Source organism: Streptomyces sp. NBC_01235 (assembly GCF_035989285.1).
Taxonomy (GTDB): domain Bacteria; phylum Actinomycetota; class Actinomycetes; order Streptomycetales; family Streptomycetaceae; genus Streptomyces.
The window spans coordinates 9,904,837-9,929,561 of sequence record NZ_CP108513.1; the positions used below are offsets into that span (position 1 = coordinate 9,904,837).

The window sequence follows — 24,725 nt, forward strand, 5'->3', positions numbered from 1 at the left end:
GAAGGGCAGGCTCGACGACATCCCAACCACCTTCGCTCATGGAGCAGTTCATGATTGTCGTCACGACTCCGACCGGCCAGATCGGCCGCGAGGTCCTCGCCCGTCTGCTCGACGCCGGCCACGGCACGCCACCGGTCCGCGTGATCGTCCGCGACCCCGCCCGGCTCTTGCCGCAGACGCGCGAACGCGTGGAGGTCGTCCAGGGCTCCCATGCCGACCCGGCCGTCCTGAAGGAGGCGTGCGAGGGCGCCGACCAGGTGTTCTGGCTGGTGCCTCCGACGCCGGGAGCCGACAGCGTCGAAGGGCACTTCCACGCCTTCACCGAGGCGCTGTGCGAGGCGATCGGGACGCACGGCGTCGAACGGGTCGTGGGCGTCTCGACGCTCGGCCGAGGCATCGCGAGGAACGCCGGACAGCTCTCGGCGTCACTGGCCATGGACGAGGCGATCGCCGCGACGGGGGTGCACTACCGCGCGCTGTGCCCACCGGCCCTGATGGAGAACCTGCTGCGCCAGGTGGCCGCGTTCCGCGACGGGGACGAGTGGTCCGTGGCGCTCACGCAGGATCGCGTGCTGCGCACCTGCGCCACCCGGGACATCGGCGCCGCCGCGGCCCGGCTGCTCCTCGACGACTCCTGGACCGGGTCCGGCGACGTACCGCTGGTGGGCCCGGACGACCTGACCCCCGAGGGCATGGCGCGGGTCGTCTCGGAGGTACTGGACCGTCCTGTGCGCGTGCGGCAGATCAGCGGCGCCGACCTCAAGGCGACGGCGCTGCGCTTCGGCGCCTCCGAGGCCTGGGCGCAGGGCCTGGCCGACATGGTGGCCGCCCAGAACGGCCAGGGCCTCTACGGCGCCGCACAGCCCAGCACCCCTGACACCGCGCCCACGAGCTTCCGGCAGTGGTGCGAGGAGGTACTCAAGCCGGCCGTGCTGACCTGAGGCCGGCTGACCCGAGCCGAGCTCACCGCTCCAGCAGCATCCGCTGAAGTTCGCGCGCCGCCCGGGGCGGGGCGACATCGCTGCGGTGGGCGAGGGCGATCGTGCGGGACAGTCCGGGCCGGGCGAGCGGCGTGACCCGCAGCCCCCGGCCCGACCGGGCGGCCACCATCCGGGGGACGACGGCCACCCCGAGCCCGGCCCGCACGAACCCGAGCACCGCGTCCATCTCCCCGCCCTCCACCGCGAAGTCGGGCTCGAACCCCTCCGCCCGGCACGCGGCCACGGTGAGTTCCCGCAGGTCGTAACCGTGCCGGAACATCACCAGGCGTTCGCCCTCCAGATCGGCGATCCGTACGGCCCGCCGCCCGCCGCCCGGCTTGGACGCCTCGGGGGAGGACACCACGACCAGGTCCTCCCGCAGCAGTTCCACCGTCGTCAGCGCCGGGGACGGGGTCGGCAGCGGCAGGACGACCAGGGCGAGGTCCAGGGCGCCGCGGGCCAGCTCCCGGACGAGGTCGTGCGAGCCGCTCTCCTCGATCAGCAACCGGATGCCCGGGTAGCGGTCGTGGAAGGCGCGCAGCACGTCGGGCAGCAGACCGGTGCACAGGCTCGGCGTCGCCCCGAGCCGCACCCGGCCGCTGCGCAGCTGCACCAGCTCCTGCACCTCGTACCGCGCGGTCTCGGTGTCCGCCAGGATCCGCCGGGCCAGCGGCAGCAGCGCCTCGCCCGCGTCGGTGAGCGTGATGTTGCCGCGCGCCCGCAGGAACAGATCCGCGCCCAACTCCCGCTCCAGCGCCTTGATCTGCTGCGACAGCGAGGGCTGCGCGACATGCACGAGCTCGGCGGCCCGGGTGAAGTGCCGGGTCTCGGCGACCGCCACGAAGTACTGGAGCTGCTGGAACTGCATGCCGCAACCCTACGCCTCGATAGCCACGGCCTATGGAATCGAGGCGGACCATGTCTTGGACCGATGGGGCCGTCCGGCCCTAGCGTCTTGACCCATGGCTCTGGCAACGCGGACGGACCGACGGCCGTCCATGGCACGCACCGTGTGGGACTCCTCCGTCGGCAAGAAGACCGTGATGGCCGTCAGCGGCGTGATCATGCTGCTGTACCTGGTCGCCCACGTCATCGGCAACCTCAAGATCTTCTTCGGCCCGGAGGAGTTCAACCACTACGGGCACTGGCTGCGCACGGTCGGCGAACCGTTCATGCACTACGAGTGGACGCTCTGGCTGATCCGTGTGGTGCTGGTCGCCGCGGTCGCCGCCCACGCCGTCTCCGCGTACCAGCTCAGCCGCCGCGACATCAGGGCGCGGCCCAGCAAGTACGTGCACAAGAAGCCCCGGGCGAGCTACGCCACGCGCACCATGCGCTGGGGCGGGATCATCCTCGGCCTGTTCATCGTCTGGCACGTCCTGGACCTGACGACCGGCACCGTGCACAGCGGCGGATTCCAGGAGGGCCACCCGTACCAGAACGTCGTGGACACCTTCTCCACCTGGTACGGCAACGTCCTCTACATCGTCGCGATGCTCGCCCTCGGCCTGCACGTCCGGCACGGCTTCTGGAGCGCCGCCCAGACCCTCGGCGTCGGCAGCCGCACCCGTGACCGTGTGCTGAAGACCGTCGCCGACGTCCTCGCGCTGCTGCTCACGGCCGGCTTCATCGCCGTCCCCGTGGGCGTCATGACCGGAGTGGTGAGCTGAATGACTGACTTCGTGGACTACGAGACCGGCGAGCCCCTCGCCGACACCAAGGCTCCCGACGGCCCCGTCGCCGAGCGCTGGGACACGCGCCGTTTCGAGGCCAAGCTGGTCAACCCGGCGAACCGGCGCAAGCACACGGTGATCGTGGTGGGCACGGGACTCGCGGGCGGCTCCGCGGGGGCCACCCTCGCCGAACAGGGCTACCACGTGGTCCAGTTCTGCTACCAGGACTCCCCGCGCCGCGCCCACTCCATCGCCGCGCAGGGCGGCATCAACGCGGCCAAGAACTACCGCAACGACGGCGACTCCGTCCACCGTCTCTTCTACGACACCGTCAAGGGCGGCGACTTCCGCGCGCGGGAGTCCAACGTGCACCGGCTCGCGCAGATCTCCGTGGAGATCATCGACCAGTGCGTGGCGCAGGGCGTGCCCTTCGCCCGCGAGTACGGAGGCCTGCTCGACACCCGCTCCTTCGGCGGCGTCCAGGTGTCCCGTACGTTCTACGCCCGCGGCCAGACGGGCCAGCAGCTGCTGCTGGGCGCCTACCAGGCTCTCAGCAGGCAGATCGCCGCCGGCAACATCGAAATGCACCCGCGCACCGAGATGCTCGACCTGATCGTCGTCGACGGCCGGGCCCGCGGGATCGTGGCGCGGGACCTGGTCACCGGGCGCGTCGACACGTACTTCGCGGACGCGGTCGTACTGGCGAGCGGCGGTTACGGAAACGTCTTCTACCTGTCGACCAACGCCATGAACTCCAACGCCACCGCGATCTGGCGGGCGCACCGGCGTGGCGCGTACTTCGCCAACCCCTGTTTCACCCAGATCCACCCCACCTGCATCCCGCGCACCGGCGACCACCAGTCCAAGCTGACGCTGATGAGCGAGTCGCTGCGCAACGACGGCCGTATCTGGGTGCCGAAGGCGAAGGGCGACGACCGGCCGCCGAACCGGATCCCCGAGGACGAGCGCGACTACTACCTGGAGCGCATCTACCCGTCCTTCGGCAACCTGGTCCCGCGTGACATCGCCTCCCGCGCGGCGAAGAACGTCTGCGACGAGGGCAGGGGAGTGGGGCCGGGCGGACAGGGCGTGTACCTCGACTTCGCCGACGCCATCAGGCGGATGGGGCGGAAGGCCGTCGAGGCGAAGTACGGCAACCTCTTCGACATGTACCAGCGGATCACCGACGAGGATCCGTACGAGGTGCCGATGCGGATCTACCCGGCCGTGCACTACACGATGGGTGGCCTGTGGGTCGACTACGACCTGCAGACCACCGTCCCGGGCCTGTTCGCGATCGGTGAGGCCAACTTCTCCGACCACGGCGCGAACCGCCTCGGCGCCTCCGCGCTGATGCAGGGACTGGCCGACGGCTACTTCGTCCTGCCGGCCACCATCAACGACTACCTCGCCCGCAACCCGCACCAGGGCGAGGTGAGCGACGGACACCCCGTCGTGCAGGAGGTGCTGGCGGTTACCCAGGACCGGCTGAACCTGCTGCTGTCCGTCGACGGCGACCGCACCCCCGACTCCTTCCACCGCGAAGTCGGCGAACTCATGTGGGAGTTCTGCGGCATGGCCCGCACCGACAGCGGACTGCGCAAGGCCCTGGAGCGCATCCCGCAGATCCGCGAGGAGTTCTGGCGGCGTATCAAGGTGCCCGGCACCGGCGAGGAGTTCAACCAGTCGCTGGAGAAGGCCAACCGGGTCGTCGACTACCTGGAACTCGCCGAGCTGATGTGCCTCGACGCGCTGCACCGCGCCGAGTCCTGCGGCGGCCACTTCCGCGAGGAGTCCCAGACTCCGGACGGCGAAGCGGCCCGCCGGGACGAGGAGTTCGCGTACGCGGCCGCCTGGGAGTTCACCGGGACCGGCGAGGCCCCGACCCTGCACAAGGAAGACCTGGTCTTCGAGTACGTCCACCCCACCCAGCGGAGCTACGCATGAGGCTCACCCTGCGCGTCTGGCGGCAGCAGAACGCCGACGCCGACGGCGCCATGTCCACGTACGAGGTGGACGGCATCTCGCCCGACATGTCCTTCCTGGAGATGCTCGACACCCTCAACGAGGAACTCATCCTGCGCGGCGACGACCCGGTCGCCTTCGACCACGACTGCCGTGAGGGCATCTGTGGCGCGTGCAGCCTGGTGATCAACGGTGACGCGCACGGACCGGAACGCACCACCACCTGCCAGCTGCACATGCGGTCCTTCCGCGACGGCGACACGATCGACGTCGAGCCGTGGCGGGCCGCCGCCTTCCCGGTCGTCAAGGACCTGGTCGTCGACCGGAGCGCCTTCGACCGGATCATCCAGGCCGGCGGCTACGTCACCGCCCCGACCGGCTCCGCGCCCGAGGCCCACGCGACGCCGGTGCCGAAGCCGGACGCCGACTTCGCGTTCGAGCACGCGGAGTGCATCGGGTGCGGGGCGTGTGTGGCCGCGTGTCCCAACGGGGCGGCGATGCTGTTCACCTCCGCCAAGGTGAATCACCTGAACGTCCTGCCGCAGGGGGCGCCCGAGCGGGAGACGCGGGTGCTGGACATGGTGGCGCAGATGGACGAGGAGGGGTTCGGGGGGTGCACGCTGGCGGGGGAGTGCGCGACGGCTTGCCCGAAGGGCATCCCGCTGGTGTCCATCACCAGCATGAACAAGGAGTGGCTGCGGGCCACCCGGAAGGTCGCGAAGCGGTAGCGCCGCAGGGCCGGCGTGGCAGACATCAAAAGCGTTCGCCGACAAGGTGCGGACGGGCGGGACCGGGAGTGGTGCTCATCCCCGGTCCCGCCAGGCCCTCGCCCACCCGACACCGAACAGGCACGAGCGGCATGAATCGGGCGGGTCGTGCATACGGTCCGCCCGGTTCGCCGCTGTGGCTGTCGGCATGTCGCTTCTCTCCCCTCCCGCCCCAGGCACGGGCCGTGCCCCCGCCTCCGAAGCACCGCACGACCGGCCGGCGGCACGGGCCGGTGTGTGGCTGTGGCCGGCGCCGGCCACGCTCGCCGGGCCGGCCGCCGGGCGGCGACTCCCGGCATTCAGCAGCCGCACATCCACGGGTCCCGCGCCGGACACGCCGAGGCCAGCCGGCCGCGGAAGAAAGCAGGTGCAGATTCCCCATGCACTGTCCCCATGCTTTTCCGCTCGGCGCAGGAGACCTCCATGACCGCCATGCCCGTCTCGCCCCCCGCTCTCGCCGCCCCGCCCGGCGGTTCCGGCTACCTCGTGTCGCTCGCCCGCGACCAGCACGACGTCCGGGCCGCACAGCGGCTGCGTCACCAGGTGTTCGCCGGAGAGCTGGGCGCGCGCCTCGACGGCCCGGAACCGGGCCTGGACACCGACGCCTTCGACGCGTACTGCGACCACCTTCTCATCCGCGACAAGGGCACCGGCGAGGTGGTCGGCACCTACCGGCTGCTGCCGCCCGAGCGGGCCGCGGTCGCCGGACGGCTCTACTCCGAGGGCGAGTTCGACCTGAGCCCGCTCGACGCGCTCCGGCCCGGCCTGGTCGAGGTCGGCCGCTCGTGCGTGCACCCCGACCACCGCGACGGCGCCGTCATCGGCCTCATCTGGGCCGGGATAGCCCGCTACATGGTCGACCGCGGCCACGAGTGGCTGGCCGGCTGCTGCTCCATCCCGCTGGCCGACGGCGGCACCCTGGCGGCGGCGACCTGGGACCGGGTCCGCGAGAAGAACCTCGCCCCGCAGGAGTTCCGGGTACGGCCGCTGCTGCCCTGGACCCCGAACGGCACCGCCCCGGCCGCCCGCACCGAACTCCCGGCACTGCTGCGCGGCTATCTCCGCCTCGGCGCCTGGGTGTGCGGGGAGCCCGCCCACGACCCCGACTTCGGTGTCGCCGACCTGTACGTGCTGCTGTCGATGCGCCGGGTCAACCAGCGCTACCTGCGGCACTTCCTCTCCCTCGTCCCGGCCTGATGAGCGTCTGGCTGCCCAGCGCACCCTGCACCCCGCGGGCGTGCGTGGAGACGACGACGTCCCTCACGGGCCTGCCGCGGGCCGTGCTGCGGCTCACGGCGGTGGTCGTGCTGGTCCTGGCCGGGGTCGTGCTGTCGCCGCTGGGCTGGGGGTCCCCCCGCTTGCGGGGGAGGATATCGGCCCGGGTGGTGCGGTCGTGGAGCCGGACCGTGGTGCGGGCGGCGGGGGTGCGGATCCGGGTGACCGGCCCGCCCGCGCCCACCGCCACCGGGCTGCTCCTGGTCGCCAACCACATCTCCTGGCTGGACATCCCGCTGCTGGCCGCCGTACGCCCCGCCCGGATGCTCGCCAAGGCCGAGATCCGGCGGTGGCCGGTGGCGGGTGTGCTGGCCGCACGCGGCGGAGTCCTGTTCATCGACCGCGACCGGCTGCGCGCACTGCCCGCCACGGTCGCCCGGATCGCCGACGTGCTGCGGGCCGGGCGGGCGGTCGCCGTGTTCCCGGAGGGGAGCACCTGGTGCGGCCGCGCCCAGGGACACTTCCGGCGGGCCGTGTTCCAGGCCGCCCTGGACGCACGCGTACCGGTCCAGCCCGTACGCATCCGCTACCTGGACCGCGCGGGAGCGGCCAGCACCGCGGCCGCGTTCGTCGGCGACGACCCGCTGCTCGCCTCGCTGTGGCGGGTGGTGTCGGCGCGGGGTCTGGTGGCGGAGGTCGACGTACTGCCCGCACTCGCACCGGGCAGCCACCCCGACCGCGCGGCGCTGGCCGCGGCGGCCGGGGCCCAGGTGCTGGGCGGGGCGCAGGAGCAGCAGGTCATCGCCCCGGCCGACCGGCACGGCGACACGGGCCGCCCGACGGGCCACCGCCTCGACCCGCGCGCACAGCACCCGCTGCGCCGCCGGGCCGCCGGTCGCCGCGATGCGCTCCAGGGCGTCGAGGAGCGAAACGGCGCCCCAGCGCAGGTACGCGCCGGAGGGGCGGGGCCTGGGCCGACGACGGCCGGTTCGACGGATACCGGTTCGACGAATTGCCGGTAAGTGAGGGGGTGCCGGGCGCCCATGATGGGATCATGAGCATCCCGACCTCTGAGGGGAGCGCGCGTGAGCGGAAGCCCGGCCGGCCGTACGGTGCTCGTGACGGGAGGCAGCGGCTTCGTGGCCGCCCATCTCGTGCGACAGCTCCTGGAACGCGGCCACCACGTGCACACCACCGTGCGCAGCACGGCGAACACGGCCAAGCTCCGGCCTCTGCACGCCCTGCGGGACGCCCATCCCGGCCGTCTCGACCTCTTCGAGGCGGACCTGCTCACGGAAGGCTCCTTCGACGAGGCGGCGAAGGGCTGCGCGGTGGTCTTCCATGTGGCCTCGCCGTTCCTGATGCCGGAGAAGATCAAGGACGGCCTGCGGGACGTGGTGCAACCGGCCCTGCGGGGCACCCACAACGTCGTGGCGGCGATCGAGCGCACGGAGACCGTCGAGCGCCTGGTCTTCACGTCCACGGTGGGCGCGATCTTCGGCGACTACGCCGACGTACGCGAGATGGACGACCAGACCCTGTCGGAGAAGTACTTCAACACCACCAGCACGGTGGAGAACAACCCGTACCACTACGCCAAGACCGTGGCGGAGCGCGCGGCCTGGGAGGCCGAGGCCGCGCAGGACCGCTGGCGCATGGTCTCCGTCAACCCCGGCCTGATCCTGGGCCCCTCCCTCACCCCCGCCTCGGAGTCCGGCAGCCTGTTTCTCCTGGACGAGCTCTTCAAGGGCTACTTCTTCTACGGCGCCCCGGACTTCAGCTTCACCACGGCCGACGTACGGGACGTGGCGGCGGCCCACATCGCGGCGGCGGAACGCCCCGAAGCGCACGGCCGTTACATCGTCGCGGCCGAGGAGATGACCTCCTTCCACCAGATGTCGAGAGCCCTGCTGAAGCACCACCCGGGAAACCTGCGCCTGCCCCGGACCGCCCTCCCGCACTGGCCGGTCCGCATCCTGGGCCCCGCCTTCGGTCTCTCCCAGGACTACATCCGGGGGCACCTCGGCATCCGCTTCCACGTCGACAACCGACGAAGCACCGAGGAACTGGGCCTCACCTACCGCCCGATCGAGGAAACTCTGCTGGACCACTACCGGTCCTGGCGGGAGCAGCGCAACTAGTGTGCTGCGCCAGAAATCCTGAGGGTTAGTTCTGCTCTGTTTTCTGGCTGGCGGTTCCGACCTTGGTGAGGTAGTCGGCGAGGGAGTTGAGGATCTCGTCTGCGGTCTTGGTCCAGGTGAAGGGCCGTGGGTTCTCGTTCCAGGTGTCGATCCACGCGGTGATGTCATCCTCCAGGGCCTTCACGGACCTGTGCACGCCACGGCGGATGAGCTTGTCGGTCAGCAGGCCGAACCACCGCTCGACCTGGTTCATCCAGGAGGAGCCCGTCGGGGTGAAGTGGACGTGGAAGCGGGGGTGTCTGCCCAGCCATGTCTTGATCTCGGCGGTGTTGTGGGTGGCGTAGTTGTCACAGACGAGGTGGACGTCGAGCCCGGCGGGCACCGCCTTGTCGATCCGGACCAGGAACTTCTTGAACTCAATCGCACGGTGGCGGCGGTGGAGCTGAGATATGACGGTGCCGTCAGTGATGTTGAAGGCGGCGAACAGGCTGGTGATGCCGTGCCGGTAGTAGTCGTGCGTCCGGCGTTCGGGCATGCCCGGCATCATCGGCAAGACCGGCTGCGAGCGGTCCAGTGCCTGGATCTGGGACTTCTCGTCCACGCAGAGCACGACCGCCTTCTCGGGCGGATGGTGGTACAGGCCGACGACGTCGACGACCTTGGCGACGAACCGTGGATCGGTGGACAGTTTGAAGGAATCCTGCAGGTGGGGCTTGAGGTCGAACTTCTTCCAGATCCGGCCGATAGTCGACTTCGACAGGCCGGTGCGCTGGGCCATCGAGGCCCGTGACCAGTGCGTGTCCCTGTCCGGGGTCGACTCCAAGGTGGCCACGATGACCTCCTCGACCCGGTCGAGGAGGATCGAGGGCGGCCGGCCCGAGCGGGGCTCGTCATGCAGACCGTCGAGGCGTTCGGCGATGAACCGGGCCCGCCAGCGGTCCACGGTCGACCTGTCGATGCCGAGGTCGGCCGCGGCCTGCTGGTTCGTGCCGCCCTCCGCGCAGCGCAGCACGATCTTGGCTCGCAGCGCGAGGAACTGGGCGGTCTTCGCCCGCCGCGCCCACTGCGTCAGCTGTCTCCGCTCAGCCTCGTCCAGGACCAAGTCGGCCTTCGGCCGCCCGATCCAGCCGGCGTCCTCAAGCCCGGCCATCCGCTCTGCGGCGAAAGCTCGACGCCACTTGCCAACCGTCTTGGCCTGGACGCCAACGATCCGTGCAACACCTGCATTTGACATGCCGTCAGCGCACGCCAGGATGATGCGGGCCTTCTCGGCCGAGCGCCGGTCCGGCACTTTCGTCCGGCGCACCAACTCGGCACGCTCGGACTCGGACAGCGTGATCTCCACAGCAGAAGGGCCCGAATGCGACATGGCAACAGGGTAGTAAATAACCCTCAGGATTTCTGGCGCAGCACACTAGTGCCGTGACAGGCAACGTCTGCCCGTGAAGGAGCGGCGTCCGGTGCGGCGAGTGGGGGACACCTCACACGCCTTTGAGGCAGTGGGGGAGCGTGCCGGGCGTCGCGACGGGGCGAACGTCGCCTGTCATGGCACTAGGGGAGAGCGCCCAGCGTCCGTCGCAGATACGGAGCCGTCGCGCTCCCCTCCGCCCTGGCCACCTCCTCCGGCGTGCCCGTCGCCACGATGCGTCCCCCCGCGTGGCCGCCGCTGGGCCCGAGGTCGATCACCCGGTCCGTGCCCGCCACCACGGACATGTCGTGCTCGACGACGATCACCGTGTGCCCGGCGTCGACCAGTCCGTGGAGTTGGCGCATGAGGACCTCGACGTCGGCCGGGTGCAGGCCGGTCGTCGGTTCGTCGAGGATCACCACCGGCTGCTCGTCCGTGAACAGGATCCACTCCCGCTGCCCGGCGGGCAGCTCCCGCCACGGGACGTCGACGTCGTGACCGAGCGTGTCGAGGATGTCCCGCAGGTTCTTGCCCTGCCAGGCGCCCGGCCAGGCGGCGATCGCGCCCTCACGGATCGACAGCGACGGGTCCGGTACCAGCGACTCCTCGGTGGCGCGGTGGACCTCGCCCAGCCCGTGGCACTCGGGGCAGGCCCCGGCCGCCGTGTTGGGGGAGAACGCGTCCGAGTCGAGGTGCTCCGCGCCCGGCGGGTAGTCGCCCGCCCGGGAGAAGAGCATCCGCAGCGAGTTCGACAGGTTCGTGATCGTGCCCACCGACGAGCGTGAGGTGGGCGCCGAGCGGCGCTGCTGGAGCGAGACCGCCGGGGGCAGCCCGGTGATCCCACCGACCTTCGGCGCGCCGACCTGGTGGATCAGCCGACGCGCGTACGGCGCGACCGACTCGAAGTAGCGGCGCTGGGCCTCCGCGTAGATCGTCCCGAACGCCAGCGACGACTTCCCGGAGCCGGACACCCCCGTGAACACGGCCACCACGTCGCGCGGGATGTCGACGTCCACTCCCTGGAGGTTGTGTTCGCGGGCGTCCCGGACCCTGATGTACCCGTCGCGCACGGACGGATCGTCGCCGTGCGGCTGGTGGGGGCTCGGCATGAGGGGAACTCCGTACGGGTCTTCGGCCGCGCGGCGCGTGCCGGGCGGGACAAACCCCGCAATCCTATGCGCGCGGGCCGCGCGACGCGCTCGGAGACAGGGGCGGGCAAGGGCGTCCACGCCGTGCCGGCCGGCAGGGCGGCGGGGGACCGGCTCAGGAACCGGCGGTCAGCCGCCGCCCCGCTCCCCGTACACGATCCCGGCCAGCCGGCGGTAGGAGTCCAGCAGGGCCGCACGGTCGTACGTGCTGGTGGTGACCAGGACCTCCTGCGCCCCCGTCTCCTTCAGCACCGCCTCCAGCTCGTGCGCGACCTGCTCCTCGGTCCCCGCGAGATGGCCGGTGAGGGCGGACTCGTAGAAGCCGCGCTCCTTCGCGGTCATCGCGCGGACCTCGGCCTCTTCGGCGGGCGGCAGCGGGGGAAAGGTGCCGTGGGTGCGCGAGTACGCCATCGACCAGGCCTCCGGGACCAGGAGCCGTCGCGCCGCCGCGGGCGTCCCGGCCACGGCGATCGTCCCGGAGATGACGACATAGGGCTCCGACGCCCAGGGGGAGGGCCGGAAGCGGGAACGGTAGTGGTCGACGCGGCGCCGCGTCTTCTCGCGGTCGCGCAGGTCGCCGATGACCATCGGCAGGCCCGCGCGCGCCGCGATCTCCGCGCCCTCGCCCATGGCCAGCACGAACGGCGGCACGGTCAGCCCCTCCGAGGGCCGCGCGTGCACCCCCGTGGGCGAGGTGCCGAGGAACCAGTCGAGCAGCTCCTGGATCTGCCCCGCGAAGTCGTCCGCGTCGTCCTTGTCGCGCCCCAGGGCCCGGCGCACCCCGTCGGTGAAACCCACCGAGCGGCCCAGACCCATGTCGATCCGCCCCGGGAACAGCGATTCCAGGACGCCGAACTGCTCGGCCACGACCAGGGGGCGGTGGTTGGGCAGCATCACCCCGCCGCTGCCGACCCGGATCGTGCGCGTCGCACCGGCCACGGCGGCGGCCAGCACGGTCGGGGCGGATCCGGCGACCCCGGGTACGCCGTGGTGCTCCGACACCCAGAACCGGTGGTATCCCAGCGCTTCCGCTTCCTGCGCCAGCCGCACCGTGTCCCGCAGCGCCTCCGCGCCGGTGTGTCCCTCGCGGACGCGCGAGCGGTCGAGGACGGAGAAGCGGGCCGAGGCGATCACGGAGCTCATACAGGGTTCAACACCGTGGGGCCCGCAGGATTCCTCACCGCGCGAGGGCGTGCCGGGGCTCACCCGTGACGGGCGGGAGGCCGTCCGGCGTGCCGGGTCGGCCCACGGGGCGCAGCAGGCCGCGTTCGTAGGCCTTCACCAGGTGCGGGCCACGAGATGACGGACACCGCCGACGGTGACCGGTACGAGCCGCGGCGTGCTCGCCTTCCACTGGGCGCGCCGGTGCCGGGTGTTGCTGCGGGACATCCTCCGCCTGGGGACGGCCATGGGGACCTCCTCGGTGGGCTCTGGGTGAGCTTCGAGGACGTGCGGGTCAGAACCGTGCCCCGACGGCCGCCCCGCCGCGCGGGACCAGGAACGACGGCGCGGCCGGCAGTGTCCCGTCGGCCGCGCGGGCACCGGTGAGCGGCCCGGTGTCCGTGCTCAGTACCGAGGAAGCGTTCCAAGTGCCGCCCAGATCCCATGAGTTGCCGCTGGAAACGGTCGCCGAACCCAGCGCCGAGGCGCGGGCGTCGGCCACGGCGAGGTTGCTCGTGAGGACGGCCTTGGCGCCCGAGGTGTCGAAGTCGAAACCCGTGCCACCGTCTGCGTAGGAGCTGTCCCGGGTCAGGGCGAGGGCGCCCGGGTTGCCGTTGTCCGTGAAGCCGTGCGCCGCGTTCTTGAAGGCGACCGAGTTGCGTACGGTGTGCGCCACCGCGGGCGCCGGACTGCCCCCGCCCAGCTTGAACCCGTTGCCGTCACCGGCGAAGTCCGGGAAGTTCCAGCGGTTGAAACCGTTTCCGTAGGCGACCGTGTTCTCCATCAGTACCGGCGAGGTGAACTTCCAGGCGTCGAAACCGTCGTCGACGTTGTTCCACAGGCGGGCGCCGCGGACGACGTTGCCCGTCCCGCTGCCCTCCTTGATGGCCAGACCGTCGGCGCTCTCGCCGTTCTTGCGCGGGTCCCGGTTGGCGTAACTGTCCAGGTTCAGGATCTGGTTGTTCGCCGAGGCGCCCTGGAGCTGGAAGCCCGACTCGTAGTTGTCGTGGGTGGCAAGCCGGGAGAACACGTTCCCGTCGCAGCCGTCGCAGTAGACGCCGTACGGGCCGTTCACGATCTCCAGGTCCGAGATCCGCCAGTACGAGGCCTCCTGGTGGATCGCCCCGCGCTCCGCGCGCGGGATGCTGCCGCCGACCGGGGTGTGACTCGCGGGCAGTTGCTCGCCGTCGATGCGGACGCGCTCCCCGCCGTAGGCGCCCAGGGTGATGGGCTGCGAGGCGGTGCCCGAGGTGGTGATGGTGATGTTGTCGGTGAGGGCGTACGTGCCGCCGCGCACGGTGATGACGTCGCCGGGGGCGGCCAGGTCCACCGCCCGCTGAACGGTCTTCAGCGGCTGGGCGAGTGTGCCGGGCGCCGAGTCGTTCCCGTTCGTCGCCACGACCAGCGTCCTGGGCGCGGCGGACGCCTCGCCCGCCGGGCCCGACACCGTCACCAGTGCCGCACTCAGAACCGCCACCGTCCAGATCGACGCGTTGCGCATGGGCTCTCCCGCCTCCGCAAGTCCACTGTGCCTGCCTGCTGTCGCAGGGGCAGTGGGCGCCGGGGGAGGAAAGGTTGCCGGGGTGGCGGCCTGTCTAGGGTGGACGTCGTGACCGACAGCAGCAAGAAGCCCCTCGCCGTGTTCGATCTGGACAACACCCTCGCCGACACGGCCCACCGACAGCGGTTCCTGGAGCGGGCGCCGCGCGACTGGGCCGCGTTCTTCGCGGCCGCGCCGCAGGACCCGCCGATCCCGGAGGGCGTCGCGCTGGTGCTGGCCCACGCCGAGGAGTGCGAGGTCGTCTACCTCACCGGCCGGCCCGAGCGCTGCCGACGGGACACGCTGGAGTGGCTCGCCACGCAGGGGCTGCCGGAGGGGCGCGTCCACATGCGGCGCAACGACGACCGCAGGCCCGCCCGGCGTACCAAGCTGGAGATTCTCCGTCGTCTGGCCCGCGACCGGGACGTGCGTGTCCTCGTGGACGACGACGAACTGGTGTGCGACGACGCCGAACGGGCCGGCTTCACCGTCGTCCGGGCGCGCTGGACGGCCCCCTCGGGCGCGCTGAAGCAGGCGCAGGAGGGCGAAGGCCGTACCTGAGGGCCGGCGCGCGCGGGCCCGGCGTACGGCCGGGCCCGCGCGAGGCCTCGGCCCTCAGGTACGGCCCTCAGGTACGGCCCTCAGTCCGACTCGTCCAGACGGAAGCCGACCTTCAGGCCCACCTGCCAGTGCGCGATGTCGCCGTTCTCGATCTGACCGCGCACCTGGATCACCTCGAACCAGTCCAGGTTGCGCAGGGTCTGCGAGGCGCGGCTGATGCCGTTGCGGACGGCCTGGTCGACACCGTCCGGCGAGGTGCCGACGATCTCCGTGACCCGGTAGGTGTGGTTCGACATCAGGGTGCTCCTCTCGGCCGTGACGGCGTCGTCACGTGTGCCACGCGTCACTCCACCGTGCCCCAAGCCGCGACGGAGCGCGAGGGGAGGGACGCGTGAGTTCGGCTCACGGTGTGCTCACCGTGTACTGACGGTGCTCAGCGACAGCGCGAAGCGGCCCGGAGCGTCCGTCCACCAGTGGGTCAGCTCCAGCCCCGCGGAGGACAGTTCCGCTCGCACGCCCTCCTCCCGGAACTTCGCCGACACCTCGGTGCGCAGTTCCTCGCCGACGGCGAAGTCGACGGCGAGGTCGAGCGCGGGAACCTTCACGGTCTGCGCCGTACGGGAGCGCAGCCGCATCTCGATCCACTCGTGCTCCGCGTCCCACAGAGCGACGTGGTCGAAGGCGTCGGGGTCGAAGTCGGCGCCCAGTTCACGGTTGACCACGGACAGGACGTTCTTGTTGAACAGGGCCGTCACCCCGGCCGCGTCGTCGTACGCCCGCACCAGCACCCGCTCGTCCTTGACGAGGTCCGTGCCGAGCAGCAGCGCGTCGCCCGGCGCGAGCAGCGCGCGCACCGAGGCCAGGAACACCGCGCGCTCGGCCGGCAGCAGGTTGCCGATCGTGCCGCCGAGGAAGGCGACGAGGCGCGGGCCGGGGGTGTCCGGCAGGGACAACTCCGCGGTGAAGTCGGCGATCAGGGCGTGCACGTTCAGTCCGGGCCGCTCGGCGATCAGGGCCTGCCCGGCCTGGGTGAGGGCACTCTCGCTGACGTCCACGGGGACGTACGTGTCCAGGGCCGTCAGCGCGTCGATCAGGTGGCGGGTCTTCTCCGAGGAGCCCGAGCCGAGCTCGACGAGCGTGCGGGCGCGGGCCGCCGCCGCGATCTCGCCGGCGCGGTCCACGAGGATCTCGCGCTCGGCGCGTGTCGGGTAGTACTCGGGCAGTTCGGTGATCCGCTCGAACAGTTCGCTGCCGTGCGCGTCGTAGAACCACTTGGGCGGCAGCGTCTTGGGGCCGGCGGCGAGGCCGCGCCGGACGTCGGCGCGCAGGGCGGCGTCCGTGGCGTCTTCGGGGAGGGTGCGGGTGATCTGGAACGGACTCACGTGCAGGGCTCCTTGGGGGGTGCGGATGCCACGTCCGGGCTCGGGTCCTTGAGCGGGGTGAGCAGGACGTCGGCGCGGCTCGCCGCGAGCAGGGTGCGGTCGGGGACCTCCTGCCAGCGCGGATCGTCGTCGTACGGTTCGGAGGCCACGACCGTGCCCCGGCCGGGCTCCGCCAGATACCAGAGGGTGTCGCCCCAGGCGGTCGCCGTGATGGTCTCGCCGTTGGTGAGGAGCAGGTTGAGCCGGGAGCCGGGGGCCGCCGCGGCGACCTCGACCACCGTGTCCGCCAGCGCCTGGCCCTCCGTGTCCCCGCCGCGCAACCGGGCGAGGACCAGCGCCCACACGAACGCAGAGTCGTTGCGGGCCTCCATCGTCAGCAGCTCGGCGGCGGGCAGCGAGCCGGTGAGCGGCTCCAGCGAGCGTGGCCAGTCCGCGACCGCCCCGTTGTGGCTGAACAGCCAGGTCCCGGCCGCGTACGGCGCCGCCGCGGCCTCCGCGTCGGCCCCGGCCAGGGTGGCGTCGCGGACGGCGGCCAGCAGCGCGCGGCTGCGCACGACCCGGGCCAGGTCGGCGAAGGACAGGTCGGCCCAGATGGGCCCGGCCCGGCGGTAGCGCGCCGGTACCGGGTCTCCCTCGGCGTACCAACCCACCCCGAAACCATCGGCGTTGACCGTCCCGTACTGCTGCCGGCGCGGCGCCCACGACTGGCGGTACAGGCCGTGCGGGGGCTCCACGAGGAGTCGGCCGAGCGGCTCCTCGTGGCCCAGATACGCGAGGTGACGGCACATCAGGCGGCCCCGGCCGAGCGGGCGGTGCGGAATCCGGAGAAGATCTGCCGCCTGATCGGATAGTCCCAGTTGCGGAAGGTGCCCCGGCAGGCCACCGGGTCCACGGCGAACGAACCGCCGCGCAGCACCTTGTACTCGGGGCCGAAGAACACCTCCGAGTACTCCTTGTACGGGAACATCCGGAAACCGGGGTAGGGAAGGAAGTCGCTGGACGTCCACTCCCAGACGTCGCCGATCAACTGCCGTACACCGAGCGGGGATTCACCGGCCGGGTAGCTGCCGGCCGGGGCCGGGCGCAGGTGGCGCTGGCCCAGGTTGGCGTGCTCGGGGCCGGGGTCGGCGTCGCCCCACGGGTAGCGCATCGAACCGCCGGTCGCCGGGTCGAAGCGGGCCGCCTTCTCCCACTCGGTCTCGGTGGGCAGCCGGCGTCCGGCCCAGCGGGCGTAGGCGTCGGCCTCGTACCAGCACACGTGCAGCACCGGCTCGTCCGGCGGGACCTCCTCGGTGACGCCGAAGCGGCGGCGCAGCCACTGCCCGCCGTCGCGCCGCCAGAACAGCGGGGCGCGGATGCCGTGCCCGCGGATGTGCGCCCAGCCCTCCTTCGTCCACCAGCGCTCTTCGTCGTAGCCGCCGTCCTCGATGAACGCCTGGTACGCGGCGTTCGTCACCGGGGTCGTGTCGATGTGGAAGGGCGCCACCTCGCGCCGGTGCGCGGGTCGTTCGTTGTCCAGCGCCCAGGGTTCGCCGGACGTGCCCATCGTGAACGGGCCGCCGGGGACGAGGACTTCGGGCGGGCCGGTGAAAAGCGGCACCGGCTCCGGGTCGGGGGCGGTCAGGGCCTGCGGGCCGGTGCGCAGCTGATGGGTGATCAGCATCGTCTCGTCGTGCTGCTGTTCGTGCTGCGCGATCATCCCGAAGGCGAAACCTGCCTCCGTCAGCCGGGTGCCCTGGAAGTCGGCCGACTCCAGCACGTCCATCACCCGGCCGCGCACCTCCGCCGCGTACCGGCGGGCCTCGGCGGGCGGCAGCAGCGGCAGCGAGGGCCGTTCGGCGCGCGAGTGCTCGAAGGCGTCGTACAGGCCGTCGATCTCGGGGCGCATCGCCTCACGGCCGGCCACCGCGCGCAGCAGCCACAACTCCTCCTGGTTGCCGATGTGCGCGAGGTCCCACACCAGCGGGGACATCAGCGGGGAGTGCTGGGCGGTGAGGTCGGGCTCCTCCACGCAGCTCGTCAGCAGCGTGGTGCGCTCGCGGGCCGTGGTGAGCGAGGCGAGGACACGGGCGCGGAGGGTCTCCGCGTCCAGGGCGGTCGCCGCGTGCACGGCGGGCTCGGTGTCCAGGGCGGGCTCGGTCATGGGCGGAGGTCCTTCCCGTACGCGCGGGTGTCCGTGCCGCGCAGGCGGTCGAGCTGGTCGTCGGCGGGGGTGCGGCCCTTGAGGACGTAACGGTCGAAGTAGTCCGTCACCGCGTCCATGACGCCGTCCGTGGCGCCGAGGCGGGGCAGGGCCCGCAGCGCCGTGGTGAAGCAGGCGACGGCGACCTCGTGCAGCTCGGGGTCGGTCAGCCCGTACCGGGCCGCGTCGATCCACAGCCGATTGTGCGGGGCGGGCAGCGGCTGGGCCCGTTCGGCCAGCGGCTTCACGGTGCGGTAGGCGTTCTCGGCGGCTTCCGGGTCGTCGAACAGCGCCGTCGTCACGGCGAGCGGGACGATCCAGCCGTCGTCGCCGGGCTGCGCGTCGATCATGCGCAGCTCCAGGTGGCCGCGCGGTCTGACCGGCGGGAACAGGGTGGTGAGGTGGTAGTCGAGATCCTCCCGGGTCGGTCCTCCCGCCCGGGTCCACTCGCGGAACGTGAGCCGCTCGGGCACGTCCCACGGCCCGCTGTCGCGCCGGACGCACATCACCGGCGCGTCCAGCACGTGCCGGGCCCAGGCGGCGCGTGGCTCGCCGTCCAGGACGGGCCCGCCCGCGCGGCCGGCGCCGATCTCCATCCACAGCAACTGCCGGGTGGACCGCCAGCCGGTCGGGTTGCCGTCGAGCAGCGGGGAGTTGGCGAAGGCCGCCACCAGCACCGCGCCCAGCGTGTGCGACAGCCACCAGCGCCGCCCGTGCCCCAGCGGGCCGGGCTCCTCGTACCCGGCGTCCAGGCAGACCTGCACGGAGGCCGAGGTGCACATCATCGCGCGGCCGGCCGGGCCCGTGCGGTCGAGGCAGGTCTCCATGGCGTCGTAGCGGGGCTCGCGCAGGAACCGGCGGGGTGGGCGCCAGGGATCCGTGCCGTTGCCGGAGAGGGCGAGGCCGTGCTCGCCCAGGGCCGCGCGGACGGCGGCGAGGTCGGCGGAGACGATGCCCACGCACTCCATCAGGGAGGCGGCGGGCGGCGAGCTCAGTTCCAGCTGGCCGCCGGGTTCGACGGTGAGCGGCGAGCTCAGGGGCACGGTGCGCAGTGCGGCGTAGGCCGCTTCGAGTCGTTCGGGGGGGACGGGAAGATGCGGTGCGCGCGGCTCGTGGACCAGCCATTCCACCTCGACCCCGACGGTGCGGGGCGGACCGGTCTTGAAGCAGATGCCCCTGACCAGGGCCTCCACCTCGGCTTCGGTGAGGGCGGTGCGGCGCTCGGTGCCTTCGGTGCTGTCGGTACAGTCGGTGACCGAATCGGACATGTCGGGATCCTCCTGAGATTCCACCATGCCACCGGCCCGGCCTCGGTGCGGCCGGACCGGCATAGCTCGTCCCACCCAAGTCCCTCGAATCGAATCGCACAAGGGTGCACAACGGCACTTTTGGGACCGGGAATCGTCGATTCCCAGCTGATCCCATGCCGATTTCGGGATGTTTCCTGCGCGTTTTCGACATGTCGGCTCAGTGCTACCCGGCCCCGAAAACTCTGTTGCACCGCATGTCCAGGATCGCTCACGATGCGTGCATGAGCACGGCGGGGGAGACGGGCGGGGCACGAGTGACCGCGCGGCGCGCGAGCATGGAGTCCACGGGGGTGGCGCCATGAGCGCGCGACTGCGCGGTATCGCGCGGGAGACGCAGGAAATCGTCGCCGCGGGCGGCTACCGCACGTCCGACGGGCGCGAGGTGTCCCTCGCGGCGGCGATCGAGGCGGCCAGGACGGGAACGCGGATGACGGGACCGGACCCGGTCGCCTTGCCCGCGCCGCAGACCCCACCGGCGGACACGTTCGTCGAGGTCACGGGCGAGAGCAGCCTGGAGGTCGCCCGTCGGCTCGCCGGCGCCGGCTCCCTCGCCGTCCTGAACTTCTCCTCCGCCCGCAACCCGGGCGGCGGCTACCTCAACGGCGCCCAGGCGCAGGAGGAGGCCCTGTGTCGGGCCTCCGCGCTGTACACCTGCCTGATCACGGCCCGGGAGTTCTACGACCACCACCGCGCCCACCGCGACCCGTTCTACACGGACCGCGTCATCCACTCACCGGCCGTGCCCGTCTTCCGCGACGACCGGGGCCGCCTGCTGGAGGAGCCGTACACCGTCGGCTTCCTGACGGCCGCCGCGCCCAACGCCGGTGTGGTGCTGCGTACGGCGCCCGAGCGCACGTCCGAGCTGCCACGCGCACTGGCCGTCCGCGCCGAGCGCGTCCTGGAGACGGCCGCCGCGCACGGCTACCGGCGCCTGGTCCTGGGCGCATGGGGCTGCGGGGTGTTCCGCAACGACCCCGCGCAGGTGGCGGGGGCGTTCCGGGCGCTGCTGGGCACCGGCGGGCGGTTCGGACGGACGTTCGAGCACGTGGTGTTCGGAGTGCTGGACCGGACGCCGGGGCGTGCGGTGCTGGGCGCCTTCGAGCGAGCGTTCGGCCCGCAGGGCCCTCAGGTCCAGCCGTAGCGCTCGTGCAGCCGGTGGCGGACCAGGTTGAACCGCATCCGGTCCAGCGCGCAGGCCTCGCGCCGCATGCCGTCCTCGTGGAGCCTGAGGACGCGGTCGACGTCCACCCAGGAGTCCCGCCCGGTCCGGTCCCACGGCCCGCTGCCGATGGCCACCCACCGGGACGAGCCCCGGCTCCACTGGAGCGGCTTCGCCGCGCCCCCTGCTGCGCCGTCGTGCCGCTTGCTGGAGAGCTGCACGGCGAGGAAGGTGCCGCCCGCCTCCCGGGCGACGACGAGCACCGGGCGGTCCTTGCCCCGGCCGTCGTTCTCCTCGAAGGGCACCCAGGTCCACACGATCTCGCCGGGATCGGGGTCACCGTCGTGCGCGGGGGAGTACTCGGTGCGCACCCGGCCGACCTCGCGAGGGTCGGCCGCGGTCGTGGCGGAGGGGCCGAAGCGGCCCGGGACGTCTGCATCTGCATCGGTAAACGCGGTCACGGGGGCACCTTAGAGGCTGCCCCCGTGACCGCGTTTCACCGGTGCGGTCTCACGCCGGTCTCACCGCTGTGTCACTTCTCCTCGACCGGCACCCTCTGCGAAGGCGGGCTCGAAGGCGGGCTCGCGATCCCGTTGAGGGGCGAAGTCCCGTTCGGGGCCTGCCCGTTCTGGTTCATCGAGGCGAGCAGCTGACGGGCCAGACCGAGCCCCGTCCCGCCCATGGTGAGCGCCTTGGCGAACACGTCCGCCATCCCGTCCGCGCCGTTGAGCAGCACCATGTTGTCGACGTTGCCGAACGCGGACGCGCCGGCCCGCACGATCTCCGGCCAGTTCTCGGCGAGTTGCTGGGCGACGACCGCCTCCTGGTTCTCGGCGAGCGCGGCGGCCCGGGCCTTGATGGCCTCCGCCTCCGCGAGACCCTGCGCCTTCGTCGCCTCGGCCTCCGCCAGACCCCTGGCCTGCGCGGCGGCCGCCTCGGCCTCACCGGTGGCCCGGGTCGAGGCGGCGGTGGCCGCACCCCGGGTCTTGGTCGCCTCGGCCTCGGCGCCGGCGGCCTGCTTGACCCGGCTCGCCTCGGCGGCGGCCGCGAGCTCCGTCTCCTTCGCCTTGGCCTGCGCCGCCGAGATCCGGGCGTCACGCTCGGCCTCGGCCAGCGTGCGCTTCTCGTACGCCTTCGCGTCCGCGGGCTTGCGGACGTCCGCCTGGAGCTGCTGCTCGCGGCGGTGCGCCTCGAGTTCGGCGACCCGGGTCTCCTGGACGACGACCTCCTGCCGGGCGGCCGCGTCGGCGAGAGGTCCCGCCTGACGGGCCTTGGCGCCCGCCTTGTCACGCTCGGCCTGGTAACCCGCCTGGAGGATCTCGCTGTCCCGGGTGGCCTCCGCCATCCGCGCGAACGAGGCCTGCTCCGCCTCCGTGGCGAGACGGTTCGCCTCCGCCTGCGCGATGCGCGCGTCCCGCTGCACGGCCGCCGCGTGCGGCATCGCCAGGTTCTGGATGTAGCCGGTCGGGTCCTCGATCTCGTGGATCTGCAGCGAGTCCACGATCAGGCCCAGCTTCTCCATCTCCGTACCGCAGGCGGCACGGGTCTGCCCGGTGAGCTTCTCCCGGTCGCGGATCATGTCCTCGACCGTCAACCCGCCCACGATGGACCGCAGATGACCGGCGAAGACGTTGTGCACCCGCTCCGACATCAGCTTCTGCTGGTCGAGGAAACGCCGGGCCGCGTTGGCGATCGACACGAAGTCGTCGCCCACCTTGAAGATGACCACGCCCCGCACCTTGAGCGGTATGCCCTGGTGCGTCACGCAGTCCACATGCAGTTCGGTCTCGTTCAGATCCAGCGACAGCTTGCGCACCACCTGCACCCCGGGCATCACGAGCGTGCCGCGCCCCGTGACGATACGGAAGCCCATCCCCGCTTCCAGGCCCTCGGTACGGTGGTTGGAGCCGGAGATGACGAGTGCCTCGTTGGGTTCCGCGACCCGCCACATCATCTTGAACAGACCGACCAGAGCGAGGACGGCGACAACCGCCACCCCCGCAACGACGCCGACAACCATCGGCATACGCCCCCTTTGGATGGTGCCCTTTCGGCACCGAACGAAGGGAGTGTGCGCCTGCCCGAGCCCAGGTTGAAGGCGTCGGCGAATCCTTGTTGCAATCTTGACGCTTACGTTCCCGAAGGCTCACAAAGCCGCTCTCACCTGCGCCGCAGTGGGCTCAACTGTCGTACGCGGGAGTGACGTAGACCGTCCTGGGCGGCAGGTGCTCCACCACCATCACCACCGTGCCGCACTCGATGCGGCCCGTGCCGTCCGCCGCGTAGGCGAGGAAGTGCTCGGCCCCGCCTCGCACCCGGACCATCACCTCACCCACGAGCCCCGGCCCGATCGTCCCGGTGACCCGCCCCATGAGCCCGACCATCGACGCATCGTCCATGGTCACAGCGTACGGGCGGAACCCGCTCGTCCGGACGGGGAGCCCGCGACCGCCTCCCGCGGCCACGGCTGGTGCCACAGTCGCCGCACAGGCATCATCTGTTCCTGCGCGAAGGATTGACGTGTTCCGGTCTCACCCCTACCTTCCGATCGATGTTCCGAACTGTGTTCGGAATTTCGAACCTTGAGCCGTAGGAGAGCCGCACCATGACGACACGTCCCCCCGCTCCGTCCCGCCGTGCCCTGCTGCGCGCGATGGCCGCGGTGCCCGCCACAGCGCTCGTGCTCGGTGAGGCGCCCGGCCTGCTCGGCACGGCCCTCGCCGCCGCGCCGGCCGCCGGATCGGCCACCCGCTACACCATCGTCCCGTTCCTCAACAGCAACGACGGCACGGTGAACGTCTACCAGTCCGACGACGCGACCGACTTCCGGCTGGTGCAGTCCTCCGCCTACACCCCGCCGAGCAACCGCATCCGCGACGCGAGCATTTTCAAGCACACCAACGGCTACTACTACGTCACCTACACCACCCACACCTGGCAGGACGCCAGCACCACCATCGGCTTCGCCCGCAGCTCCGACCGGGTCAACTGGACGTTCCTGTACGACTACACGGTCCCGATCGCCAACCTCTCCCGCGCCTGGGCGCCGGAGTGGTTCGTCGACAGCGACGGCAGTGTGAACGTCATCGTGTCCTGCTCGGTGACCAGCGACGAGTGGATCTTCACGCCGTATCTGCTCAAGGCCACCGACTCCGCGCTGACCACGTGGAGTTCACCGGTCGCCCTGTCGGGCATCGGGTCGAACCACATCGACACGTACATCGTGAAGTCCGGCTCGACGTACCACGCCTTCACGAAGAACGAGACGGCGAAGTACATCGAGTACGCGACGGCGTCGAGCCTCGCCGGCCCCTACACGATCAAGAAGACCGGCGACTGGGCGGGCTGGGGCAGTTACCGCGAGGGTCCGTCCGTCATCCAGCTCGACAACGGCGCCTGGCGGATCTTCTTCGACGGGTACGGCGACGGCAAGTACTACTACAGCGACAGCTACGACACCTTCGCCACCTGGACCGCGCCCAAGGCCCTGCCCAGCATCTCGGGCACGGCACGCCACTTCACCGTCATCAAGGAGACGGTGACCGGCGGCCCGACCCTCACGAAGAACGCCACACGCTCGCTGCGCTCCGCCAACTACACCACCCGCTACTGGCAGGAGCAGTCCGCCCTGCTCAACCTCCCCGTGGTGACCAGCTCCAGCACCACCGCCGAGAAGCAGGCGTCCACCTTCACCGTCGTGGCCGGTCTCGCCGACGCGAACGCCTACTCCTTCCGCGACGCGTCCGGCAACTACCTGCGCCACTACTCCTTCCGCGGCCGCTTCGACGCCAACGACGGCACGTCGACCTTCGCGAGGGACGCGACCTTCGTCGCCCGGACCGGTACGACGAGCGATGCGATCCGCTTCGAGTCGTACAACTACCCCGGCTACTACCTGCGCCACTACAACTACCAACTCCGCGTGGAACTGTCCGACGGCACGGACCTCTTCCGACAGGACAGCTCGTTCGTGCCGGTGACGGCCTGGGCCTGACCCGCACCGCTGCGGACGGCCTGAGGAGGGCCGTCAACCGCTGCGCGGCGGTTCACCGGTGTACGCCGCGTGCAGGCGGTCCACCGGTCGTCGGCGGATGCCTGGCGAGGGTTGGCGTACGGCGCCCCGAGCGCGACCT

22 protein-coding genes and 2 pseudogenes are annotated in these 24,725 nt (G+C 71.6%); 10 read left to right on the top strand and 14 right to left on the bottom strand.

Annotated features, from left to right (window positions below; all coding sequences use genetic code 11):
- Positions 1-50 precede the first annotated feature (50 nt).
- Positions 51-941: an NAD(P)H-binding protein gene (locus OG289_RS44485; protein WP_327319702.1), complete on the top strand. Its 891-nt coding sequence runs from the start codon at positions 51-53 to the stop codon at positions 939-941.
- A gap of 22 nt (positions 942-963) precedes the next feature.
- On the opposite strand, the gene OG289_RS44490 is transcribed toward OG289_RS44485, so the two are convergent.
- Positions 964-1,848 carry a LysR family transcriptional regulator gene (locus OG289_RS44490; protein WP_327319703.1) on the bottom strand — a complete coding sequence of 295 codons (885 nt, stop codon included), beginning with the start codon at positions 1,846-1,848 and terminating at the stop codon, positions 964-966.
- 130 nt (positions 1,849-1,978) lie between these two features.
- Here OG289_RS44490 and OG289_RS44495 point away from each other — a divergent pair, with 130 nt between their 5' ends.
- The 6 genes from OG289_RS44495 (at position 1,979) to OG289_RS44520 (ending at position 8,741) form a co-directional block, all read left to right on the top strand.
- The gene (locus OG289_RS44495; protein ID WP_327319704.1) at positions 1,979-2,650 is read left to right on the top strand and encodes a succinate dehydrogenase; all 672 of its coding nucleotides are present in this window, start codon (positions 1,979-1,981) and stop codon (positions 2,648-2,650) included.
- On the top strand, positions 2,651-4,600 hold the full coding sequence (locus OG289_RS44500; RefSeq protein ID WP_327319705.1) for a fumarate reductase/succinate dehydrogenase flavoprotein subunit: 1,950 nt from the start codon (positions 2,651-2,653) through the stop codon (positions 4,598-4,600).
- Positions 4,597-5,346, top strand: coding sequence for a succinate dehydrogenase/fumarate reductase iron-sulfur subunit (locus OG289_RS44505; RefSeq protein ID WP_327319706.1), 750 nt, complete (start codon positions 4,597-4,599; stop codon positions 5,344-5,346). The genes OG289_RS44500 and OG289_RS44505 overlap by 4 nt, the downstream gene beginning before the upstream one ends.
- Before the next feature lie 471 nt (positions 5,347-5,817).
- Positions 5,818-6,582, top strand: coding sequence for a GNAT family N-acetyltransferase (locus OG289_RS44510; protein ID WP_442819129.1), 765 nt, complete (start codon positions 5,818-5,820; stop codon positions 6,580-6,582).
- The gene (locus tag OG289_RS44515) at positions 6,582-7,622 is read left to right on the top strand and encodes a lysophospholipid acyltransferase family protein (protein ID WP_327319708.1); all 1,041 of its coding nucleotides are present in this window, start codon (positions 6,582-6,584) and stop codon (positions 7,620-7,622) included. Before OG289_RS44510 ends, OG289_RS44515 begins: the two co-directional genes overlap by 1 nt.
- 63 nt (positions 7,623-7,685) lie before the next feature.
- Positions 7,686-8,741, top strand: a complete 1,056-nt coding sequence (locus OG289_RS44520; RefSeq protein ID WP_327319709.1) for an NAD-dependent epimerase/dehydratase family protein — start codon at positions 7,686-7,688, stop codon at positions 8,739-8,741.
- Between the two features lie 25 nt (positions 8,742-8,766).
- Here the strand turns inward: OG289_RS44520 and OG289_RS44525 are convergent, their stop codons facing one another.
- The 5 genes and pseudogenes from OG289_RS44525 to OG289_RS44545 form a co-directional block, all read right to left on the bottom strand.
- Positions 8,767-10,110 (bottom strand): IS630 family transposase, encoded by a 1,344-nt coding sequence (locus OG289_RS44525; protein WP_327319710.1) that lies wholly within the window; start codon positions 10,108-10,110, stop codon positions 8,767-8,769.
- A 209-nt stretch (positions 10,111-10,319) separates the two neighbouring features.
- A pseudogene (locus OG289_RS44530) lies at positions 10,320-11,258 on the bottom strand (ABC transporter); the annotation flags it as partial.
- A gap of 168 nt (positions 11,259-11,426) precedes the next feature.
- On the bottom strand, positions 11,427-12,440 hold the full coding sequence (locus tag OG289_RS44535; RefSeq protein WP_327319711.1) for an LLM class flavin-dependent oxidoreductase: 1,014 nt from the start codon (positions 12,438-12,440) through the stop codon (positions 11,427-11,429).
- A 106-nt stretch (positions 12,441-12,546) separates the two neighbouring features.
- Positions 12,547-12,707: pseudogene (rpmF, locus tag OG289_RS44540) on the bottom strand (50S ribosomal protein L32); the annotation flags it as partial.
- A 46-nt stretch (positions 12,708-12,753) separates the two neighbouring features.
- Positions 12,754-13,959: a right-handed parallel beta-helix repeat-containing protein gene (locus tag OG289_RS44545; protein WP_327319712.1), complete on the bottom strand. Its 1,206-nt coding sequence runs from the start codon at positions 13,957-13,959 to the stop codon at positions 12,754-12,756.
- A gap of 108 nt (positions 13,960-14,067) precedes the next feature.
- Between OG289_RS44545 and OG289_RS44550 the strand changes: the two genes are divergently transcribed.
- Positions 14,068-14,559 (top strand): phosphatase domain-containing protein, encoded by a 492-nt coding sequence (locus tag OG289_RS44550; RefSeq protein ID WP_327319713.1) that lies wholly within the window; start codon positions 14,068-14,070, stop codon positions 14,557-14,559.
- Between the two features lie 80 nt (positions 14,560-14,639).
- On the opposite strand, the gene OG289_RS44555 is transcribed toward OG289_RS44550, so the two are convergent.
- The 5 genes from OG289_RS44555 to egtA form a co-directional block, all read right to left on the bottom strand.
- Positions 14,640-14,855, bottom strand: coding sequence for a dodecin (locus OG289_RS44555; RefSeq protein WP_327319714.1), 216 nt, complete (start codon positions 14,853-14,855; stop codon positions 14,640-14,642).
- A gap of 117 nt (positions 14,856-14,972) precedes the next feature.
- On the bottom strand, positions 14,973-15,941 hold the full coding sequence (gene egtD, locus OG289_RS44560; protein WP_327319715.1) for an L-histidine N(alpha)-methyltransferase: 969 nt from the start codon (positions 15,939-15,941) through the stop codon (positions 14,973-14,975).
- A complete protein-coding gene (gene egtC, locus OG289_RS44565; protein WP_327319716.1) occupies positions 15,938-16,729 on the bottom strand; it encodes an ergothioneine biosynthesis protein EgtC in 792 nt (263 codons plus the stop codon). Before egtC ends, egtD begins: the two co-directional genes overlap by 4 nt.
- A complete protein-coding gene (gene egtB, locus OG289_RS44570) occupies positions 16,729-18,084 on the bottom strand; it encodes an ergothioneine biosynthesis protein EgtB (protein ID WP_327319717.1) in 1,356 nt (451 codons plus the stop codon). The genes egtC and egtB overlap by 1 nt, the downstream gene beginning before the upstream one ends.
- The gene (egtA, locus tag OG289_RS44575) at positions 18,081-19,391 is read right to left on the bottom strand and encodes an ergothioneine biosynthesis glutamate--cysteine ligase EgtA (RefSeq protein ID WP_327319718.1); all 1,311 of its coding nucleotides are present in this window, start codon (positions 19,389-19,391) and stop codon (positions 18,081-18,083) included. The genes egtB and egtA overlap by 4 nt, the downstream gene beginning before the upstream one ends.
- A gap of 340 nt (positions 19,392-19,731) precedes the next feature.
- Between egtA and OG289_RS44580 the strand changes: the two genes are divergently transcribed.
- Complete coding sequence (locus OG289_RS44580) at positions 19,732-20,574, top strand: TIGR02452 family protein (RefSeq protein ID WP_327319719.1); 843 nt, start codon at positions 19,732-19,734, stop codon at positions 20,572-20,574.
- On the opposite strand, the gene OG289_RS44585 is transcribed toward OG289_RS44580, so the two are convergent.
- The 3 genes from OG289_RS44585 to OG289_RS44595 all read right to left on the bottom strand — a co-directional run bounded on the left by OG289_RS44585 (position 20,559) and on the right by OG289_RS44595 (position 22,991).
- Complete coding sequence (locus OG289_RS44585; protein ID WP_327319720.1) at positions 20,559-21,053, bottom strand: type II toxin-antitoxin system PemK/MazF family toxin; 495 nt, start codon at positions 21,051-21,053, stop codon at positions 20,559-20,561. The genes OG289_RS44580 and OG289_RS44585 overlap by 16 nt on opposite strands.
- 71 nt (positions 21,054-21,124) lie before the next feature.
- Complete coding sequence (locus tag OG289_RS44590; protein ID WP_327319721.1) at positions 21,125-22,618, bottom strand: flotillin family protein; 1,494 nt, start codon at positions 22,616-22,618, stop codon at positions 21,125-21,127.
- 154 nt (positions 22,619-22,772) lie between these two features.
- Positions 22,773-22,991, bottom strand: a complete 219-nt coding sequence (locus OG289_RS44595; protein WP_327319722.1) for a hypothetical protein — start codon at positions 22,989-22,991, stop codon at positions 22,773-22,775.
- A 206-nt stretch (positions 22,992-23,197) separates the two neighbouring features.
- On the opposite strand from OG289_RS44595, the gene OG289_RS44600 reads away from it, so the two are divergent.
- On the top strand, positions 23,198-24,586 hold the full coding sequence (locus OG289_RS44600; protein WP_327319723.1) for a glycoside hydrolase family 43 protein: 1,389 nt from the start codon (positions 23,198-23,200) through the stop codon (positions 24,584-24,586).
- The last annotated feature ends 139 nt before the right edge of the window (positions 24,587-24,725 follow it).

Excerpts from the sequence above, each read along its gene's own strand:
- OG289_RS44485 (WP_327319702.1), top strand. The coding sequence starts at position 51 with ATGATTGTCGTCACGACTCCGACCGGCCAGATCGGCCGCGAGGTCCTC.
- OG289_RS44490 (WP_327319703.1), bottom strand. The coding sequence starts at position 1,848 with ATGCAGTTCCAGCAGCTCCAGTACTTCGTGGCGGTCGCCGAGACCCGG.
- OG289_RS44495 (WP_327319704.1), top strand. The coding sequence starts at position 1,979 with ATGGCACGCACCGTGTGGGACTCCTCCGTCGGCAAGAAGACCGTGATG.
- OG289_RS44500 (WP_327319705.1), top strand. The coding sequence starts at position 2,651 with ATGACTGACTTCGTGGACTACGAGACCGGCGAGCCCCTCGCCGACACC.
- OG289_RS44505 (WP_327319706.1), top strand. The coding sequence starts at position 4,597 with ATGAGGCTCACCCTGCGCGTCTGGCGGCAGCAGAACGCCGACGCCGAC.
- OG289_RS44510 (WP_442819129.1), top strand. The coding sequence starts at position 5,818 with ATGCCCGTCTCGCCCCCCGCTCTCGCCGCCCCGCCCGGCGGTTCCGGC.
- OG289_RS44515 (WP_327319708.1), top strand. The coding sequence starts at position 6,582 with ATGAGCGTCTGGCTGCCCAGCGCACCCTGCACCCCGCGGGCGTGCGTG.
- OG289_RS44525 (WP_327319710.1), bottom strand. The coding sequence starts at position 10,110 with ATGTCGCATTCGGGCCCTTCTGCTGTGGAGATCACGCTGTCCGAGTCC.
- OG289_RS44535 (WP_327319711.1), bottom strand. The coding sequence starts at position 12,440 with ATGAGCTCCGTGATCGCCTCGGCCCGCTTCTCCGTCCTCGACCGCTCG.
- OG289_RS44545 (WP_327319712.1), bottom strand. The coding sequence starts at position 13,959 with ATGCGCAACGCGTCGATCTGGACGGTGGCGGTTCTGAGTGCGGCACTG.
- OG289_RS44555 (WP_327319714.1), bottom strand. The coding sequence starts at position 14,855 with ATGTCGAACCACACCTACCGGGTCACGGAGATCGTCGGCACCTCGCCG.
- egtC (WP_327319716.1), bottom strand. The coding sequence starts at position 16,729 with ATGTGCCGTCACCTCGCGTATCTGGGCCACGAGGAGCCGCTCGGCCGA.
- egtB (WP_327319717.1), bottom strand. The coding sequence starts at position 18,084 with ATGACCGAGCCCGCCCTGGACACCGAGCCCGCCGTGCACGCGGCGACC.
- egtA (WP_327319718.1), bottom strand. The coding sequence starts at position 19,391 with ATGTCCGATTCGGTCACCGACTGTACCGACAGCACCGAAGGCACCGAG.
- OG289_RS44580 (WP_327319719.1), top strand. The coding sequence starts at position 19,732 with ATGAGCGCGCGACTGCGCGGTATCGCGCGGGAGACGCAGGAAATCGTC.
- OG289_RS44590 (WP_327319721.1), bottom strand. The coding sequence starts at position 22,618 with ATGCCGATGGTTGTCGGCGTCGTTGCGGGGGTGGCGGTTGTCGCCGTC.
- OG289_RS44595 (WP_327319722.1), bottom strand. The coding sequence starts at position 22,991 with ATGGACGATGCGTCGATGGTCGGGCTCATGGGGCGGGTCACCGGGACG.
- OG289_RS44600 (WP_327319723.1), top strand. The coding sequence starts at position 23,198 with ATGACGACACGTCCCCCCGCTCCGTCCCGCCGTGCCCTGCTGCGCGCG.